Genomic DNA, 15,683 nt, shown 5'->3' on the forward strand with positions numbered 1-15,683 from the left:
GTGATTGTTCTCCGCTCAGGTTTGTAATCGGTTCGGCGCTTTAAGCGTGCTGTTCGTGGCGATGATCGCCGTGCACGAACTCCTGCAGCGACGCGACGCCGCGTTCCTTCGCTTCGAACAGGCTTTCCAGATGCTCGCGCGTGTTGACGAGACCCTTCGCGCGCACTTTGCCGCTGTCGTCGAGCAGCACGGCATACGGCAGCTTGCCGATCTGATACGCCATGCCCAGTTCCTGCGAGAGCACGTACGGGAAGCGATCGAGGTTCTGCTTTTGCGCGAAACGCTGGTGCTCGGCGAGGTCGCCGTCGCTGGCGAGCACGATGTTGACGGGCGTGGTCTCGCTCGATTGCAGCGACGGCAACAGCGGCAGCAGCTTCTTGCAGACGGGGCACGTCGGCGACAGGAAGAACAGCAGCGTGGCCTTGCCTTGCGCGTCGATGCCGCCCACCTTCACTTGCTGGCCGCGGATATCGGACAGTTCGAACGTCGGTGCGATCGCGCCGACAGCGGGGCCCTTGTCGATCATCAACGCGCCTGCGGGCATGATGCGTTCGTACAGAATGCCGACCTGGCGAACCAGCGCGAGACAGATCGCGCCGAGCGCGAGAACGGCGATCCACAGCAGCGCGGTGGAAACGGTGAGAGCGGTTTGCATCATGAATTCCTCAAGTGAGAGAGGCGCGGCACGTTGGCCAGCAGCACATCGAAAGTGAGCAGTGCGCAGACGATCAGCAGCACGGCGAAGAAGAGCGTCAGGTAGTCGAACCACACAATCGAACGCGTCGCGGGTTCGATGAACGCGGTCGCGGCGAGCGCAGCGAGCAGCACGGCGCGCACGACATGAAACCAGCCGATGCCGCGTGGCGCGTTCGCTTGCGTTGCCGCTTGCGTCGCGGCGAAACCCGAGCAGCCGCAGTCGATATCGGTGTGGCCGCGCAGGATGTTGAACGCGAGCCCCGCCGCGAATGCGAGCAGCAACGCGACCAGCACGATTGCGCCGATTACGCGCGTATCGGGGAACAGCAGCGCGGCGGCGCCCACCGTTTCCGCTGCCGTGATCGCGATGGCGGCGGGCGCCGTCAACGCGTCGGGCAACAGGCGGTAATCGCCGAGCGCCTGACGGAACGCGGCAGGACGCCGCCATTTGGCGACGGCGCCGAGCAGCACGACAATCGCCGTGCTGGCTTGCGCGCCCGTCGCGAGTACAGGATCGAGCATCATGTCGGCCTCACGGATTGACGAGCAGTGACGACGTATTGCCGACCTGCTTTTCGACGTGTTGCAGCTTGCCCGTGCGCGCATCCATCACGACCAGATCCGACGTGCCTGTGATGCCGTAGAACAGCGGCTTGTCGTCGTCGCTGACCTGGATCGAAGCGACCGGGTCGATCTTCTGCTGCGACAGATCCCAGCGCGCAATGCGCTTTTTCGTTTGCAGGTCGTACACCCAGATTTCGGTGCCGGGGTCCTTGTGCGAGCCTTCTTCGCCCTTGTGCATCGCTACGTAATAGCGATGCAGCTTCGCGTGCACGGCCGTCTGCTGCAAGCCGCCAGGACGCCAGCCTTCGGCGCGCTCGGCGTCCGTCAGCAGCGACCACGGTTTACCGAATACGGGCTTGTCGCCGTGGAAGTCGGCGGTGCGCACCATGCCGTGGAAAGTCGTGAACAGGTAGCCGCCCTGATACGGCGATGCATTGATGTACGCGGGGTCCTTGTCGACGTCGATGAACGCGTCGGACATCGTGCGCTTCGCTTCCTTGCCGTTCGCGTCCAGCGTGATGGTGAGCGCCTTGCCGCTCTCGCACAGGCCCGTGAAGCGGTCGTTGCCCGACGGAAACGCGAGCACGCAGGCCGCCATGTCCACTTCCGACAGCACCTTCTTCGATGCGACGTCGATCACCGTCACCGATGCGGCGGGCGTGATGTTGGTCACGTAGAGACGCTTGCCGTCCGCGCTGAACGTCGTGTTGTACGGTGACGGCACGTGCTGGCCGTGCTTCGGCGGAATCACGATTTCGCCCGTGTGATCGAGCGTCGCGTTGTCGGTCAGCTCGACAACGTCGGTGCGCGTGCCGTGTGAGCCGCGCGCGAAGTACGTGGTAGAGACGAAGCTCGTCTTGTGATCGGGCGAGATGGCGAAGCCCGGCGCGAAGCCCGCGTCGATCTGGCCGAGCAGCTTTTTCGCATCGGCGTCGTACAGATAGATGCGTGCGTCAGTCATCGACGGCATCGAAATATCGACGACGAACACCTCATGCGGATGCCACGGCGGCAGCTTCTGCACGGTCAATTCTTCGGGCTTTTCGATTGCGTGCGCGCTGCCGATGCATGCAGCCGCAAATGACAGCGTCGCCGCGATGGACGCGGTTCGTCGCCTTATTCTCATGTCGCCTCCGGTAGAGATTCACGTTGTGTGGGGCGACTGTAGATCGACGAAAAATCGGGCCAACGCCGAAACCGGCAAGGCGTGCGTGCCGATTTGGGATATTGGTAGCCTTGCTGAAAGGGATGTAGGGCGCGTGTTGGGTTACGCGTGGTGCGGCTGTTGGGGGTTAGGGTTTGTTTCTAGGCGCAAAAATGGGCTTGCTTTCGAAACGTGCATTCTCCGTTCGGTGTTTGGCGCCCGAACAGACGGTCGAAGCGGGCATTCCCGTCGCGGCCGCCAATTGGGGGTCACACGCAGTTACATAGAGCGGACGCGTAGTTTGACGGTTGACCGTTACGTATGGCGCGATCGTGTTTGCGTCGGCGGGATGCGGATCCACTTCGAACAAAGCGTTGCCGGCCTCTACGTAGTCGACGAAAGTGTTGAAGTCACGACAAATTACTCCGCTGTCCCGTCGGAATTCGACAACTCTGATCCCACATGGCGCGGATGCGAATTGTGGCTTGAGGAGAACAGTTCGCGAATCGAGTTGTACGGAGAGCTAGGGAAAGTGAACTATGAGCGCTTGAACAGCTACTACATGGTTGGACAGGATGTCGTGCTTGTCGTCGATGCGGAAGATGAGCCGATCGTGAGCGAGCTGGCAGCCACATCATTGCCGACTTGGGAGTGACTGCTTTGGGGAAGGTTGAAGGTCCGTTACGGTTTGACGTCAAGCTTCCGCACCCGGCCGACAATTCGTTTGTTCGACATTACGCTTCAATGGGCCGACAATCCGCCGATGTCCACGTAAATGATGTGGGCGGCGCCACACAGGAGGTAACGTGAGCCCAGTTTCAGATCTCTCTGTTCTGTTGAAAACATTGGAGCCGGTGCTTAACCCGGGCGTGTTTGTGTTTGCTTCGGTCAAGGGCGGTAACGCCATTGACCCGGCCATAATTGTTGCGTCAATCCGCGAACCCGAGGGCTTGTCTGTCGTTACGAGTGAGGCGGATGCGCAGGTCGGCGGTTTGAATGCCTTGTTCAAATGCGCCTGGATTACGTTGACTGTGAATTCAGCCCTGGAGGCGGTGGGCTTGACCGCAGCATTCGCTAGCGCATTGGGTAATTCCGGCATCAGCTGCAATGTGGTGGCGGGCGCGCACCACGATCATATTTTTGTTCCTCTCGAATCGGCAGCGGCGGCGATGCATGTACTTCATTTGTTGCAGACGGATGGAGTCGTCGCGCAACGACCAGCAAATAGTAGTTAGTTTCGAATTTAGGATTTAGCGAGCTCACATCAGGCGCAAATCAGCCATGAAGCGGCGGTCACTCGGTAGATCGAACGTCGGCTTCAGCGACGCTAACGGATTTTCCTATCCGGCGGCGACGAGAGTAGCTTCATCGGCCTTCCCGCATCCGTCGAAAATGCCCGTGACACCGTAGCGAACTCGCACCGGTTGCGAAGCATCGCTACGGAGACACACGGTCTGTTTGTCTACCTGGGTGCACCGCGTGCCATTGTCAAGGATGGTGGCGCCTCCCTCGCCTGGTACTTCCATTTGGCAAATTCAAGCTGCGCGCCGGCCTGAATTTGGCCGGGCTCAGGCTGGCCTGCGAGCAATCATTTCCGCCACCTCGTCACACCACGCGATATAGGCCTGTTCCGCCAACACGCCGCGGCGCGTCACCAACAGCGGTCCAAGCTGATGCTCGGTCAGCACGGCCTGCCTTTCGAGAAAGAATTCAAGCTGGGCCTGATGGTCCGCGCGCACCGCACGAATTTGCTGCAACGCTGTCTCGCGCGGCAGCAAATCGAAACATAAGACCCGCAGTATCTGTTCGTCCTTGATGGCCGGGCGCGGCGAACCATTGGCCACCCAAGCCGTCAGCTCCTCACGTCCAGCATCGGTCACGCTGTAGATCGAGCGTTCCGGTCCGCGCGTTCCCGGCATGCGCTCCGATTTGATGAGTCCGTCCTTCTCCAGCTCGCGCAATGCAGGGTACACGGAGCTGTGCTCAACCGACCAGCAATGCTGGCCCGCCATCTGCAGCCATTTGGTCATTTCATAACCCGAACGCGGCTGGTTATATAGCCCGGCAAGGAGAACATTTTTCAGTGGTTTCGCCTTGCTTGCCCTGGCTTCCTTCAAATCACTCACTCGCATTCGCTCCTTGATTGCGTCAATGCGCACGCGGAATGACTATGTTTTTTTTGACATAGTCGTGTGAACCGTGTCACTATGTATTTTTCAACATAGCTAATTCTAGCATGTAGGCGGCCTCCGTTTTCCCTGTGCCCCTTGGCCGTGACCGCGCGAGCCGTCGTAGCTTTGGCCGGACGCGGTCGGTCCGCCGTGTCGTTTCCTCCGCGCAGCAAGGTTGCCTGGGTCGAGGCGGCGCCGGCCGGTGCCGACAACATCATCTGCATCAACGTCGTGCGTGCACGCACTGAAAGCAACCTGGGCTTTCGCGCTGCCGGCAAGGTCGTCGAGCGGTTCGACGATTCCGGCCAGACTGTCCAGAAAGGGCTGCTGCCAATGCGCACCGACCCGGTCTATTACGTCCTCGCTTCCAGTGCGGTGCGTGCCGACGTTGATGCGGCGCAGGCGCGCCAGGCTAGCGATTCCTGAGGTCCGTTGCTCATGTTCTTCAACTTTCTCACTAACACAAGGAAGAGAATCTTGTCCCAAGAAACCATCCTCGTTACTGGCGCCGCCGGCAGCGTCGGCTCGACCGCGCGCGCGGCTATCGCCATCCTGCTGGAACAAGGCCATCGCGTACGCGCCCTGGTGCGCAAGCTGGACGTGCGCGCCGACACGTTGCGTGACCTGGGCACCGAAGTCGTGGTCGCCGACATGCTCGACATCGTCGCGGTGCGTGCGGCCATGCAAGGCTGCTCAGTGGTGTATTTCACGATGTCGGTTTCGCCCAACTTCCTGGAAGCGACCACCAACGTCGCGGTCACAGCGAAAAGCCTGGGTGTGAAGGCCTTCGTCAATCTGTCGCAGATGACGCTGTCGCAGATGAGCGAGACAGAGACCACCGGCAGCCCGCAACAGAAGCAGCACTGGCTCGCAGAGCAGGTGCTGCGCTGGTCCGGCCTGCCGGTGGTTTACCTGCGTCCAACCGCTTTCTTCGAAGGCTTGTTCCTGCCGGCGGCCAAGGGGATCCGGGACGACAACGCTATCCGCCTACCGTTCGCTGACGGCAAGACCTCTCCAATCGCCGCCGCCGACGTGGGGGCCGCCGTTGCTGCTGTGCTGGCCGACCCAGAGCCACATATCAGCAAGGTCTACGAACTGACCGGCCCCCAGTCGCTGACGATGGCCGAGATCGCGCAGGAATTCAGCGGCGCACTGGGCCGCACCATCCAATACATCAACGTGCCGCCGCAGATCTGGGAAGCCAGGCTCCAGGAGGCCAAACAGCCGGCTCATCTGGTCGCGCACCTGATCGTTATGGCCCAGCTGCATCGCGACAACCGCTACGACCGCATGACCGACACCTTCGAGCAGTTAGTCGGTCGCGCGCCGATTTCCGCCGCCGAATTCGCTCGCCGCCATGCGGCCGCGTTCACGCCCGCCTGATCGTCCCTTCTAACAGGAAACAATGATGGAATTTGTTCTCGCTTTTCGGCAGCCACCCAACGTCTATGACATCTACGCCGATCCGGTAAAGAAGGGCACGCACTGATTGGCGGCTTTGTAGTGGTCAGTGTCGAGACGCTGGAAGAAGCTTTGAATTGGGCTGAGCTCAGCCCGAGCGCATCGGCCGGGTACACGGAAGTGATCCCGGTCTTGCCGATCATCCGCGCGTAGGCGCCCGTCTGCGCTTGCATATGGCGTCAAGCTTGCGGTAAGCGCCGAAGAACGTTCCCTTACTGGCCAGACCGCTGCGCCGCCTGTTCGATAAGTGCAGCGACTTCCCGCGGATGGGATTCAAACACCGCGTGGCTTGCACCATTGATCTCGACCGTAGTTGCGTGAGCGCGCTCTGCGTACATGCGTTCGAGGTCCGGACTGATGATCTTGTCGGCCTTCGCGACCATATACCAGCTTGGCTTGGTCTTCCATGCCGGATCGGAAACCTGCGCCGAGAACTCGGATGCTGCAAGCGGTATCTGCGCATGCGCTTCGAAATCGGCCTGCGCGCGAGGCAGGTCGGGTGCGAACTGCGACGGATAGTCGGTGGGTTTCAGGTAGACAAAATGATCCGGCGTTCCGACGATCGATAGGGGGCCGACCGGATACTTCTTGCCGTTGTCCCCTATGGTTTCACCGGCGTCGAGCGCATGCGCGGCAATGTAGACCAGCGACTTCACGTGCTCGTCGTTCCCGGCTTCACTAATGATCGCGCCAGCATAGCTGTGGCCGACGAGTACGCACGGACCATCGAGGCTATCAAGCACGCGTTTCGTGGCAGTCACGTCGTCGTTGAACGACGTCAGAGGTTGCTGCACCAGTGTTACGTGGTAGCCGTCCTTCGTCAGAATGTCGTAGACAGGACGCCAACCTGCGGCGTCGGCGAATGCGCCATGAACCACCACGATGTCCTTCACCTGCGCGGCAAAAGCGGGCGCGGCGGCAGTGGTAAGCAGGCAAAGTGCGGCGGCGGCCTGCGCCGCTGCAGATCGTAACGTGAGAAAACGCATGGTCAATCCTTGAGTAAGGAACATGTCTAAAGTAATTAGGATTATTGAATGAATAGAAACGAAAATCGCTCTAGTCGTCGTAGTTAAAGGCCGACATGGCCCGACCGCGCTAGCCGGGAATGGGGCAGATCATCGGCACCAGCGGCCACAGTGGACCGACATGATGCGTCAGAACTGAGGCGCCACACCGTCCTTTTCGACGAACAGCACGTGCGCGTCATAAACACCGCTCGCATCCGGTGTCACCACGAGGAACACCTTCTTCCCTGTCGTCAGATCCGTTCTGCTCGCCGGAACCGGCGTCACGACGGGCACGTTCTCCGGCACCGTCACCGTGCTGGAACCGCCCTTGTATGACAGATTCAGCTCACGGCCGCGGGTGCCGGTGACAACCGACACCACGTTTGCATTTGTCATCGTGCTGTCGGGACCGAAGTCATAGGCGAAATGCCCTTCTGCCGTACCGCGTGCTGCCTCGGGAAAGACGATCATCGAAGTGGCCGTCAATCTTCCATCGCTGCCCGTAATCGCTGGCGTCCCCACGTACGAACCGATTTTGGCATCGGACAGCCTTGCGGGCTTGAGAGCCGAGACTCCGACGTCCGACTTGACATCGATCGATACGGTGTCGCCGCTCTTCCGGTGTACGGTCAGCAATTCGCCTTTGAACGACACGATATCGCCGCGAATCCGTTCCGGTTTGACGTCGGGTGTTTGCGCGAAAGACGCGCTCGAAAATGCAATGGCAGCGAACAAAGCGCCTAGTTTGTAATGAATCGACACGAACTACTCCATCTCTATGAACGGGATTGAATCAGGACGCCACACGCTGGCGGACACCGCGGTTGCTGGAGACGGTCTCCAGCGGCAGGACTCGTGTGCTGCCGGGGCGCATACGGCTCACGCCAGCAGGTTCTTCATGCCAAGGACGTCGGTCGGCTCGATCGAAGGGGGGCTTGCCAGCATCTCGTCGGCGCAGGCCATCAGGGCGCTGGCAATGCTGCCGTTCAGGTGTGCCTGGCGATCCTCTTTACTCGCAAAAGCGTCGAATACGCCGAACGTCGTCGGCGACAGCCTGAGGGCGAACCAGATTGGTGTGGTCGACTCCCGATTGGCCATCTCAAGCCCATCGATGAGGAAGTCTGCTACAGCCTGCTCCTTTCCCGGTTTGGCTTCGAGTCGGACAAACAAGGCGTGCTTGATCATCTTTGTTCTCCAGTGCTCCGCATGAGAGGTTCATGCGGTGATCGACACTGTACAAACGGAACGCGCCGGAGAATACTGTCCCGATCGACAATTTTGGTATCAATTCTGCCATGCGAATTTATGTTCTCGCGCTCGAGGGGGTGTTCGATACGGGCCTCACCACCGTGCTCGACAGCTTGACGATGGCCAACAGCCTTGCGCGCACGACAGGGGTGGCCACGGCGGGCTTCGACATCACCGTGGTGGGAATGCGGCCCCAGGTACGGACCGAGCTGGGGATGCAAGTGCCCGTGCGCGAGGTGCCCGACGTGCCTGCGCCGGATTGGGTCGTCTTGCCCGCGCTCAACCGCACGACGCCCGAGGCTCTTGTGCCTGCGCTCGGCCGGGACGATGTGGTCGATGCGCTTGGTGCTTTGCGCTCGTGGCGAAGCGGCGGCGCGCGCGTTGCAGCCGCATGTACGGGTACATTCGTGCTGGCTGAAAGCGGCTTGCTCGACGGTTACGATGCCACGACCACGTGGTGGCTTTCGCCGCTATTCCGGCAGCGCTACCCGAACGTGCACCTCGACGCGCACCGGATTGTCGTTCCCAGCGGCGGTGCCATAACGGCAGGGGCGGCTCTGAGCCACCTCGACCTTGCGCTCTGGTTGATCCGCAACCACAGCCCTGAGCTTGCGGCGCTCGTTGCAAGGTATCTCGTATTCGACTCGCGACTATCGCAGTCTGCCTATGCGATCTCCGATCAGCTCTCACACTCGGATGTGCTCGTCGAGCGGTTCGACCGCTGGGTGCGCCAACACCTCTGCACGGCAATCTCACTCGACGTCGTGGCCGATGAACTGGCGACCAGCAAGCGGACGTTGACGCGGCGTCTGAACGCGGTGCTCGGTAAAACGCCCGTCGAGTACATTCAGGATCTGCGGATCGAGCGCGCCGTCCATCTGCTCAGGACCAGCGAACTCACCGTCGAGCGCATTGCTGAGCAGGTTGGGTATGCGGACGGCCACACTTTGCGAACGTTGCTGCGGCGGCGGATAGGTAAGGGTGTACGTGAGTTGCGGGCGTCGTGAGTCGCCGTGGTCATGCATGGTCGCGTTTGCGCCTGGGAAAGACTGTTTTGTGCGAGTGGAACAAGTCGATCGCAGTTCGATGATTCCTGGACCCTTGCTCGCCCGATGTCATCCCTTATGCGCGAATGCGAGCACGATCGCGTTGCCTAGTTCGTCCGCGATGCTGGCCGGTGCGCCCGGTACCGAGAACATCGTGAACTCGACATCGGGCAGTGCCGGCAGGCCGGCATCCGGCGCGACCGCACGCAAGCCGTGCACGAGTTGCGTATGTACGACCGGCGTCACCGCAAAGCCAGCCTGCGCGGCGGCGCACAGGCCGGCGCCGCTCGAGCACACCAGGGCGATCCGGTACTCGAGGCCGGCGCGGGCGAGGGCGGAAAGGGCGGCCTCGCGATACGGACAGGGTTCCGGAAACAACGCGAGCGGCACCGGCGCGCCGGACGTAAGCGAAGCCCACGCTGCGCCAGCCCACACGAGCGGCTCTCGCCATAGCACGCGTCCGGGGCGTGAATCGTGGCAGCGTCCGCCGATCACCACGTCGAATTCGCCCCGGTCCATCGACTGCAGCAGTTCGGCAGGAATGCCGACCCTGACGCTGAAGGCAATGCGCGGATAGCGGACCGCGAACGCCTGCATGACATTCATCAGCCTGACGTTGGCGAGGTCTTCGGACAGGCCAACCCGGATCGCACCTTCGCTGGGCCCGCGAAGCAGTTGCGCATGTGCGTCATGGTTCAGCGCGAGGATGGCGCGCGCGTAGCCCAGCAGAAGTTCACCGTCCGGCGTGAGCGTCACTGAGCGCGTGGTGCGCACGAGCAGGTCGCGGCCGGTCTGTTTTTCCAGACGTCGCAGATGCGCGCTTACCGCGGATTGCGTCAGATTGAGACGCGCGGCGGCGTGCGTGAACCCCCCTTCCTGGACGACGGCCACGAAAGAGCGCAGCAGAACGGTATCGAACATGGTCCTTCCAATACAGTGCGAATTGAACTGAATAAGGCTGAGATACTTCGTTTATATTTTAAATCGAAATATGTTGTGATGGCGGTAGTCAACTCACTAGGAGTATTGCCATGCCGACCTTGCTGCATATCGAATCGTCGCCACGCAAGACGCGATCTGCTTCCCTCGACGTTGCACGGGCCTATCTGGAGGCTTATCGCAGCGCTCATCCAGATCATCCGATCGACGTGCTCGACCTGTGGTCGATTGACTTGCCGGAATTCGACGGCGATGCGCTCGATGCGAAATATGCGGACCTGAGCGGCACTCCGCTCAGCGAAGCCCAGCAGCAGGCGTGGGCGGACATCCGGCGCCTCGCGCAGCGGCTGCACGACGCGGATACGTTGTTGCTCTCCGTGCCACTATGGAATTTTTCTATTCCGTACAAGCTGAAGCATTTCATCGACGTCGTGTCGCAGCGAGACATCCTGTTCTCGTTCGATGAACGTGGGCTCCAGGGCCTGCTGAAAGACAAGAAGGCGGTGGTGATCTATGCCAGAGGCCTCGACTATTCGATCGACTCGAGCACACCGGCCCATTCGTTCGATTTTCAGCGGCCCTATATCGAAGCGTGGCTGCGATCCGTCGGCATCACCAACGTCGAATCGGTTGTCGTCGAGAAAACGCTGCTTGGACCCGAAGTGGATCACGCGGCGAGACAGGCTGCACGCGAGCGGGCTGTGGCGTTGGTGGGGGCGGCTTCTGTTTCGGCTGGTAGATGAATTGTCCGAAGCTAATAGCGCGTGGGTCAGGGCATCAAATTAAAGGCCCACGTTTTGCCGGATGTTTCCGGTCAAGAAAAAGAACTGTATGCATAAAAAAGCGCACCTCTGAGAACGTGCGCCGCGACAAAAGAAGGGCAGGGTAGGAGGATCGACCCTTCATGCCGCAAAAGAAGGGCAAACGCAATTCACCCCGTGTGCTGTCTGTAGAAGAACGGCGACGAGGTTCATCTGGCAAGTCGTCAATGGCCGTCTACAGCCTAGTCCGCCTTCACGCCTTCAACCTGAATCTGCAAGCGAGTCAGCGTCCTGAATCCGTAATTTGTGCCCCAAGTCACGCCGTAGTCGGCGCGGTCGAATTGCGCGCTGGCTTCCGCACCACACACTTCGCGCTTGATCAGCGGGTTGATGAAGCACTTGAACGAATCAATCTTCAACGTCAGCGGTTTAGTAACCCCGTGAAATGTGAAGTCGCCCGATACTTCGATTGGTGTGTCGCCGTCGAAGCGCAGCGCACTACCTTTGAACGTCGCGGTCGGATACTTGCTGACATCGAAAAATTCATCCGATTTCACACGCGTATCGAGTTGCGCATTACCCGTGTCAATCGACGCAGTGTCAATCGACACGTCGATCATGCCAGTCTTTGCAGAGCGATCAAGTGTCACGACACCGCTGCTTTTCGTGAACTTGCCTCGCCACACCGAGATTCCGCCGAAATGGTCAGCTTCGAAACTTGGATAGGTGTGCCTCGGGTCAAGGTTATACGTGGTCGTGGCCGCCATCGCTGATCCCGCGATCAACGCGAGAACGCAAGGTGCAATCAGGTGCTTGTTCAAATCAGACTCCCTAAGTGTCGATGATGGGCTGCGGCGCGACTGGACCCAGCCACGCGGCGCCGCTTTCGTAACGCTAGCTAGCTCACGAACGGCGATGCAGAAAGTCGACGACAAGTCTTGTCGTCGCGGCCGGCTGTTCTTCCGTGATCCAGTGCCCGCAATCAGGGATGGTCACGTTTTCGACGTCATCGGCGGCACACCGCACTACCGCGCCGATCATGGGGCCGAATGTCGCTTCGCCACCCAAGGCCAGGACCGGCATCTGAAGCTTGCTCTGCGCGAGGAACCTCCTGTTGTCGGCCGCATCCTGGCTGAACGCCAGGAACTGGGCAAAGCTCGCTCGCATTGCACCGGGTTGCGCATAGAGTGACGCGTAATGCTGGCGCTTCGCTTCATCAAACCGCTTCGGGTTCCGGGAAAGTTCGTTCCAGAAGCGGTCGAGATAGATGCGCTCGCGGCCGGCGACGAGGCGCTCCATGTCCTGACCACCGAAGCCAAAGTGCCACATAGCCGGATCCTGTGTGATCTGATCCCAAGGTCCGACGCCGGGCAGCGGCGCATCGATCGCTACCCATCGGTTCACGCGCTCGGGGTGAGTGGCGGCAACTGCGAAGCCGACCATGATGCCGATGTCGTGCGTCACCAATTCGGCCGTATGCACACCCAGAGCGTCCAGGACGCCCACTACGTCTGCCGCCTGGTTCTTCTTGTCGTAGCCGCCGTCGGGCTTCGACGAGAGGCCCAATCCGCGCAGGTCGGGCACGACAATCATGTGGTCTTCGATGAGTGCGCTCGCCAGGTGCCCCCACATGTCGCCCGTTGTGCCGAAGCCGTGCAGCATGACGACGGCTGGACCATGACCGCCCACCCGCACATGGATGGATGTACCGTTGGTTTCGATCGTCCGCGTCTGCATCGCAGCCGGGAAGGGATAAATCCCATCTACGTGGGCATGCTCGTTCATCTGTGTACTCCGGATTTGCTTCTGATTTGGGGATTGGCGGTTAGCCTTTGTTCTCCAGGCCCGCGTGAGCGCTCATGCGGTGATCGACACTGTACAAACGTAACGCACCGGAAAATACTGTCTCAATCGACAATTTTGGTATCAATTCGGCCATGCGAATTTTCGTCCTCGCGCTCGAAGGGGGGCGATACGGGTCACTGGTGTGCTCGACAGCCTGGCGATGGCCAACAGCCGAGCGTGCGCAACGGGGGTGTCCACGGCGGGCTTCGACATCACAGCGGTGGGGATGTGAAAAGCGCGAGCGGATAGTTCTCGCGGGCCGAGCGGCTCTTCGCTCGCGAGCGCTATCGCGAAGGAAGCTGACATGAGGCTTCCGCTCATCGCACGGCAACTCAGAACTTCGATTAGCGGCGAACGGATCAGATCGGTCTGGAAGGCACGTCAATTGAGAACCGCTGCTCAGAACTTTTCTGCGTCTTGCTTTCGAACCTGGCGCGAGTTGCCGGACTTCGTGTCCTGCCGTGACGTATCAGGAATTCGGCGATTCTTCTCCTGTCTTCGTCGTTCGAGTCCGTTACGCATCTGGCCAGCAACGAATGCGCTGATCGTCACCACGAGGTAGATGACGACGAGATCGTGACGCCAGGCATCCAGGGCGAGCTGATGGGCAACCAGCTTCGGATCGGGGGCCGGGAGTATGAAGTTCCTTGTCTCGACGGTTCGCATCATCTGGATAAAGCCTCCTGCAGACAGCAGCGGCAAGAGGATGGCGAACGTAAGCAATGCGGGTTTCATGCGTTGCGCCAATGGATGATGGCGCAACCGGAACCACAATCCGAGGCATCCATGTACCCAGCCGGGGGCGAGCAGCGCAAGTTGCAGTCCCTGCGTGCCACTCGTGAGCAGCGTGATGACGACGCGCTCATAGTTTGGCTCAAAGCCGTAGAGCGTGGAGGCCAGCCGGGTCGTCACCGCGTGGCGGATGAGCAGCAGCGGCAGGCTGAGGCCTGCCCAGAGGCGGATCCATTCTGCCGGCCCTAGCGTCCATTGGCGGCGCGCGTAAATCGTATGCAACGCGAGCGAAAAGTGTAGTGATGCCGCACCGTACAGCACGAATGTGCCCGGAATGCTACGCCAGAGCCACAACGCCACCAGCAGACCGCGCCCGGCAAGTTCCAGTGACCAGATGGCAAGCGCGTGATTGATCAGATGGAGGAAGAGATAGGTCAGCAACACGATGCCTGACCCGAGCTGAAGACGGCGCAGAACGGATTGCACCCGAAACCTCAATTCGCGGATGTGCGGGACATGCCATCGACGCTACCCGTTTCGGATTGCGGCGAGCGTTGCGTGGCACACGGTGGGCAGGCACCCATGGCACCGGATATTTCCGCACGTCCGTTATGACGACGGCGTGACTGACCAGACGCGTTGGTCGCTGAGGACCGGCGCGGTGCGCAGTCATCCGGGTTCGCTGCGTACTGACTTACCGATTCGGCGAATCGCGACAACGCCGAAATTGAGCCGCATACGCTGTGGTATTCCTCGCGGCCGATTCTGCCATCGAGGATGACTGTCAATCCCGATTCACGGGCCAGGTCGATGATGTCCATTTCGATTCCCCATTTTGTGTGTCCTGCCTGCTAGACCGTACACATGCGCCGGATATTCCGCGCTAAACGGAAACCGATGAGGACAACGCGACCCTGCGGCCACGTTTACCAAGCGCAAACGGGGTTGCAGCAGCGCCGCGAAAGGTCAGCGGATGAGTTGGCGCCAGCAACAGGAGTTCATGTTTTGGGAATAGAACGGACGACATAGCAGTCTAGTGCTTGAACCCAGCCGGAGGAGGTCCACTGGGTGATTCGGCGGTCTATACCTTCTGAACCCCCAATCGAGAGCACATCATGTCATCAGATACTCCTTCCGATCCGTCGCGCCGCAGCGCATTGAAATGCCTCGCCTACGGTGGCGCCGGCACCCTGTTCGTCCTGGCCGGCGGTATTCTCACACCAATTGAATTAGCGCTCGCCGCCGGTACGGCTGACAAGTCGGCACCTTCAGGCGTGCCCCTGTTCCTTCAGATCAGTGACACGCATATCGGCTTCAACAAGGAAGCCAATCCGGATGTCGCTGGTACGCTCAAGGAGACGATTGACTTCGTCAACGCGATGCCCGTCAAGCCGGCACTGACGATACACACGGGCGACATCACCCATCTCTCGAAGGCAGCGGAATTCGACCTCGCTGCCCAATTGCTGTCGGGGCTGAATATCACCGAACTGCACACCGTGCCCGGAGAACACGATGTGACAGACGGGCCTGGAACCGAATACTTCCAGCGCTTCGGCAAGGCCTCGGACAACAAGGGGTACTACAGCTTCGACCACAACGGCGTGCACTTCATCGGGCTCGTCAATGTGATGCATTTCAAGCCGAATGGTCTGGGGAGTCTTGGCGACGACCAGCTTGAATGGTTGGAAAAAGATCTGAAGGGGCGCTCGTCCAGCACGCCGATTGTTGTCTTCGCACACATGCCGATGTGGACGATTTACGAACCGTGGGGATGGGGCACGGGCGACGCCGGCCGGGCGATGGACTACCTGAAGCGGTTCGGCTCGGTCACCGTACTGAATGGACATATCCATCAGATCGTGTCCAAGGTGGAGGGGAATATCACTTTTCATACCGCGCGCTCGACCGCCTATCCGCAACCGACGGCGGGGAATGGCCCTGGGCCTATGCCGCTCAAGGTGGCGAGCGATCAGCTTGCCAGCATGCTTGGCGTGACCAGCATCAAGATCTCGCGTCACCCGCTCAAGGCCACGCTTTCCGACTCGACGCTCGTCTGATTGCAATCA

At 60.3% G+C, this 15,683-nt stretch carries 20 protein-coding genes; 8 read left to right on the top strand and 12 right to left on the bottom strand.

Annotated elements, in window-relative coordinates; genetic code table 11:
* Positions 1-40: 40 nt before the first annotated feature.
* Genes mauD through SB822_RS40560 form a run of 3 tightly spaced genes read right to left on the bottom strand, consistent with a single transcriptional unit; the run spans position 41 to position 2,386 of the window.
* The gene (gene mauD / locus SB822_RS40550; RefSeq protein ID WP_007581305.1) at positions 41-658 is read right to left on the bottom strand and encodes a methylamine dehydrogenase accessory protein MauD; all 618 of its coding nucleotides are present in this window, start codon (positions 656-658) and stop codon (positions 41-43) included.
* On the bottom strand, positions 655-1,221 hold the full coding sequence (locus SB822_RS40555) for a MauE/DoxX family redox-associated membrane protein (protein ID WP_086917692.1): 567 nt from the start codon (positions 1,219-1,221) through the stop codon (positions 655-657). Before SB822_RS40555 ends, mauD begins: the two co-directional genes overlap by 4 nt.
* A 7-nt stretch (positions 1,222-1,228) precedes the next feature.
* The gene (locus SB822_RS40560) at positions 1,229-2,386 is read right to left on the bottom strand and encodes an amine dehydrogenase large subunit (protein WP_410857334.1); all 1,158 of its coding nucleotides are present in this window, start codon (positions 2,384-2,386) and stop codon (positions 1,229-1,231) included.
* A 319-nt stretch (positions 2,387-2,705) separates the two neighbouring features.
* On the opposite strand from SB822_RS40560, the gene SB822_RS40565 reads away from it, so the two are divergent.
* Positions 2,706-3,059: a hypothetical protein gene (locus tag SB822_RS40565; protein ID WP_410857335.1), complete on the top strand. Its 354-nt coding sequence runs from the start codon at positions 2,706-2,708 to the stop codon at positions 3,057-3,059.
* Between the two features lie 151 nt (positions 3,060-3,210).
* The gene (locus tag SB822_RS40570) at positions 3,211-3,639 is read left to right on the top strand and encodes an ACT domain-containing protein (protein WP_410857336.1); all 429 of its coding nucleotides are present in this window, start codon (positions 3,211-3,213) and stop codon (positions 3,637-3,639) included.
* Positions 3,640-3,972: 333 nt separating this feature from the next.
* On the opposite strand, the gene SB822_RS40575 is transcribed toward SB822_RS40570, so the two are convergent.
* On the bottom strand, positions 3,973-4,536 hold the full coding sequence (locus SB822_RS40575) for a PadR family transcriptional regulator (RefSeq protein ID WP_410857337.1): 564 nt from the start codon (positions 4,534-4,536) through the stop codon (positions 3,973-3,975).
* A gap of 189 nt (positions 4,537-4,725) precedes the next feature.
* Between SB822_RS40575 and SB822_RS40580 the strand changes: the two genes are divergently transcribed.
* The 3 genes from SB822_RS40580 (at position 4,726) to SB822_RS40590 (ending at position 6,189) form a co-directional block, all read left to right on the top strand.
* Positions 4,726-5,001 (top strand): hypothetical protein, encoded by a 276-nt coding sequence (locus SB822_RS40580; RefSeq protein ID WP_114221911.1) that lies wholly within the window; start codon positions 4,726-4,728, stop codon positions 4,999-5,001.
* A 51-nt stretch (positions 5,002-5,052) separates the two neighbouring features.
* Positions 5,053-5,958, top strand: coding sequence for an NmrA family NAD(P)-binding protein (locus SB822_RS40585; RefSeq protein WP_410857338.1), 906 nt, complete (start codon positions 5,053-5,055; stop codon positions 5,956-5,958).
* A 105-nt stretch (positions 5,959-6,063) separates the two neighbouring features.
* Positions 6,064-6,189: a YciI family protein gene (locus tag SB822_RS40590; protein WP_410857348.1), complete on the top strand. Its 126-nt coding sequence runs from the start codon at positions 6,064-6,066 to the stop codon at positions 6,187-6,189.
* Positions 6,190-6,248: 59 nt separating this feature from the next.
* Here SB822_RS40590 and SB822_RS40595 read toward each other — a convergent pair whose 3' ends face one another.
* The 3 genes from SB822_RS40595 to SB822_RS40605 form a co-directional block, all read right to left on the bottom strand.
* Entirely contained in the window at positions 6,249-7,022 is a 774-nt protein-coding gene (locus SB822_RS40595) for an alpha/beta fold hydrolase (RefSeq protein ID WP_410857339.1), read from the bottom strand.
* A 168-nt stretch (positions 7,023-7,190) separates the two neighbouring features.
* Entirely contained in the window at positions 7,191-7,805 is a 615-nt protein-coding gene (locus SB822_RS40600; protein ID WP_410857340.1) for a hypothetical protein, read from the bottom strand.
* A gap of 117 nt (positions 7,806-7,922) precedes the next feature.
* Positions 7,923-8,228, bottom strand: coding sequence for a putative quinol monooxygenase (locus SB822_RS40605; RefSeq protein WP_410857341.1), 306 nt, complete (start codon positions 8,226-8,228; stop codon positions 7,923-7,925).
* Positions 8,229-8,338: 110 nt separating this feature from the next.
* On the opposite strand from SB822_RS40605, the gene SB822_RS40610 reads away from it, so the two are divergent.
* Positions 8,339-9,298 carry a GlxA family transcriptional regulator gene (locus SB822_RS40610; protein WP_410857342.1) on the top strand — a complete coding sequence of 320 codons (960 nt, stop codon included), beginning with the start codon at positions 8,339-8,341 and terminating at the stop codon, positions 9,296-9,298.
* A 108-nt stretch (positions 9,299-9,406) separates the two neighbouring features.
* On the opposite strand, the gene SB822_RS40615 is transcribed toward SB822_RS40610, so the two are convergent.
* A complete protein-coding gene (locus tag SB822_RS40615) occupies positions 9,407-10,258 on the bottom strand; it encodes a LysR substrate-binding domain-containing protein (protein ID WP_086917702.1) in 852 nt (283 codons plus the stop codon).
* Between the two features lie 110 nt (positions 10,259-10,368).
* On the opposite strand from SB822_RS40615, the gene SB822_RS40620 reads away from it, so the two are divergent.
* Entirely contained in the window at positions 10,369-11,019 is a 651-nt protein-coding gene (locus SB822_RS40620; RefSeq protein WP_114221907.1) for an FMN-dependent NADH-azoreductase, read from the top strand.
* A 260-nt stretch (positions 11,020-11,279) separates the two neighbouring features.
* Here the strand turns inward: SB822_RS40620 and SB822_RS40625 are convergent, their stop codons facing one another.
* The 4 genes from SB822_RS40625 to SB822_RS40640 form a co-directional block, all read right to left on the bottom strand.
* Entirely contained in the window at positions 11,280-11,804 is a 525-nt protein-coding gene (locus SB822_RS40625; RefSeq protein WP_079501858.1) for a YceI family protein, read from the bottom strand.
* A 136-nt stretch (positions 11,805-11,940) separates the two neighbouring features.
* Positions 11,941-12,822 (bottom strand): alpha/beta fold hydrolase, encoded by an 882-nt coding sequence (locus tag SB822_RS40630; RefSeq protein ID WP_086917704.1) that lies wholly within the window; start codon positions 12,820-12,822, stop codon positions 11,941-11,943.
* A gap of 459 nt (positions 12,823-13,281) precedes the next feature.
* Positions 13,282-14,100 carry a hypothetical protein gene (locus tag SB822_RS40635; RefSeq protein WP_114221906.1) on the bottom strand — a complete coding sequence of 273 codons (819 nt, stop codon included), beginning with the start codon at positions 14,098-14,100 and terminating at the stop codon, positions 13,282-13,284.
* Between the two features lie 8 nt (positions 14,101-14,108).
* Positions 14,109-14,435: a hypothetical protein gene (locus tag SB822_RS40640; RefSeq protein WP_079500348.1), complete on the bottom strand. Its 327-nt coding sequence runs from the start codon at positions 14,433-14,435 to the stop codon at positions 14,109-14,111.
* A 294-nt stretch (positions 14,436-14,729) separates the two neighbouring features.
* Between SB822_RS40640 and SB822_RS40645 the strand changes: the two genes are divergently transcribed.
* Positions 14,730-15,674: a metallophosphoesterase family protein gene (locus tag SB822_RS40645; RefSeq protein WP_007581270.1), complete on the top strand. Its 945-nt coding sequence runs from the start codon at positions 14,730-14,732 to the stop codon at positions 15,672-15,674.
* Positions 15,675-15,683 lie beyond the last annotated feature (9 nt).

The organism is Paraburkholderia sp. SIMBA_054 (genome assembly GCF_046534875.1).
GTDB classification, from domain to species: domain Bacteria; phylum Pseudomonadota; class Gammaproteobacteria; order Burkholderiales; family Burkholderiaceae; genus Paraburkholderia; species Paraburkholderia hospita.

Bases quoted from the DNA above. Each gene is read 5' to 3' on its own strand.
- mauD (WP_007581305.1), bottom strand. From the start codon at position 658: ATGATGCAAACCGCTCTCACCGTTTCCACCGCGCTGCTGTGGATCGCC.
- SB822_RS40555 (WP_086917692.1), bottom strand. From the start codon at position 1,221: ATGATGCTCGATCCTGTACTCGCGACGGGCGCGCAAGCCAGCACGGCG.
- SB822_RS40560 (WP_410857334.1), bottom strand. From the start codon at position 2,386: ATGAGAATAAGGCGACGAACCGCGTCCATCGCGGCGACGCTGTCATTT.
- SB822_RS40575 (WP_410857337.1), bottom strand. From the start codon at position 4,536: ATGCGAGTGAGTGATTTGAAGGAAGCCAGGGCAAGCAAGGCGAAACCA.
- SB822_RS40595 (WP_410857339.1), bottom strand. From the start codon at position 7,022: ATGCGTTTTCTCACGTTACGATCTGCAGCGGCGCAGGCCGCCGCCGCA.
- SB822_RS40605 (WP_410857341.1), bottom strand. From the start codon at position 8,228: ATGATCAAGCACGCCTTGTTTGTCCGACTCGAAGCCAAACCGGGAAAG.
- SB822_RS40610 (WP_410857342.1), top strand. From the start codon at position 8,339: ATGCGAATTTATGTTCTCGCGCTCGAGGGGGTGTTCGATACGGGCCTC.
- SB822_RS40615 (WP_086917702.1), bottom strand. From the start codon at position 10,258: ATGTTCGATACCGTTCTGCTGCGCTCTTTCGTGGCCGTCGTCCAGGAA.
- SB822_RS40620 (WP_114221907.1), top strand. From the start codon at position 10,369: ATGCCGACCTTGCTGCATATCGAATCGTCGCCACGCAAGACGCGATCT.
- SB822_RS40625 (WP_079501858.1), bottom strand. From the start codon at position 11,804: ATGGCGGCCACGACCACGTATAACCTTGACCCGAGGCACACCTATCCA.
- SB822_RS40630 (WP_086917704.1), bottom strand. From the start codon at position 12,822: ATGAACGAGCATGCCCACGTAGATGGGATTTATCCCTTCCCGGCTGCG.
- SB822_RS40640 (WP_079500348.1), bottom strand. From the start codon at position 14,435: ATGGACATCATCGACCTGGCCCGTGAATCGGGATTGACAGTCATCCTC.
- SB822_RS40645 (WP_007581270.1), top strand. From the start codon at position 14,730: ATGTCATCAGATACTCCTTCCGATCCGTCGCGCCGCAGCGCATTGAAA.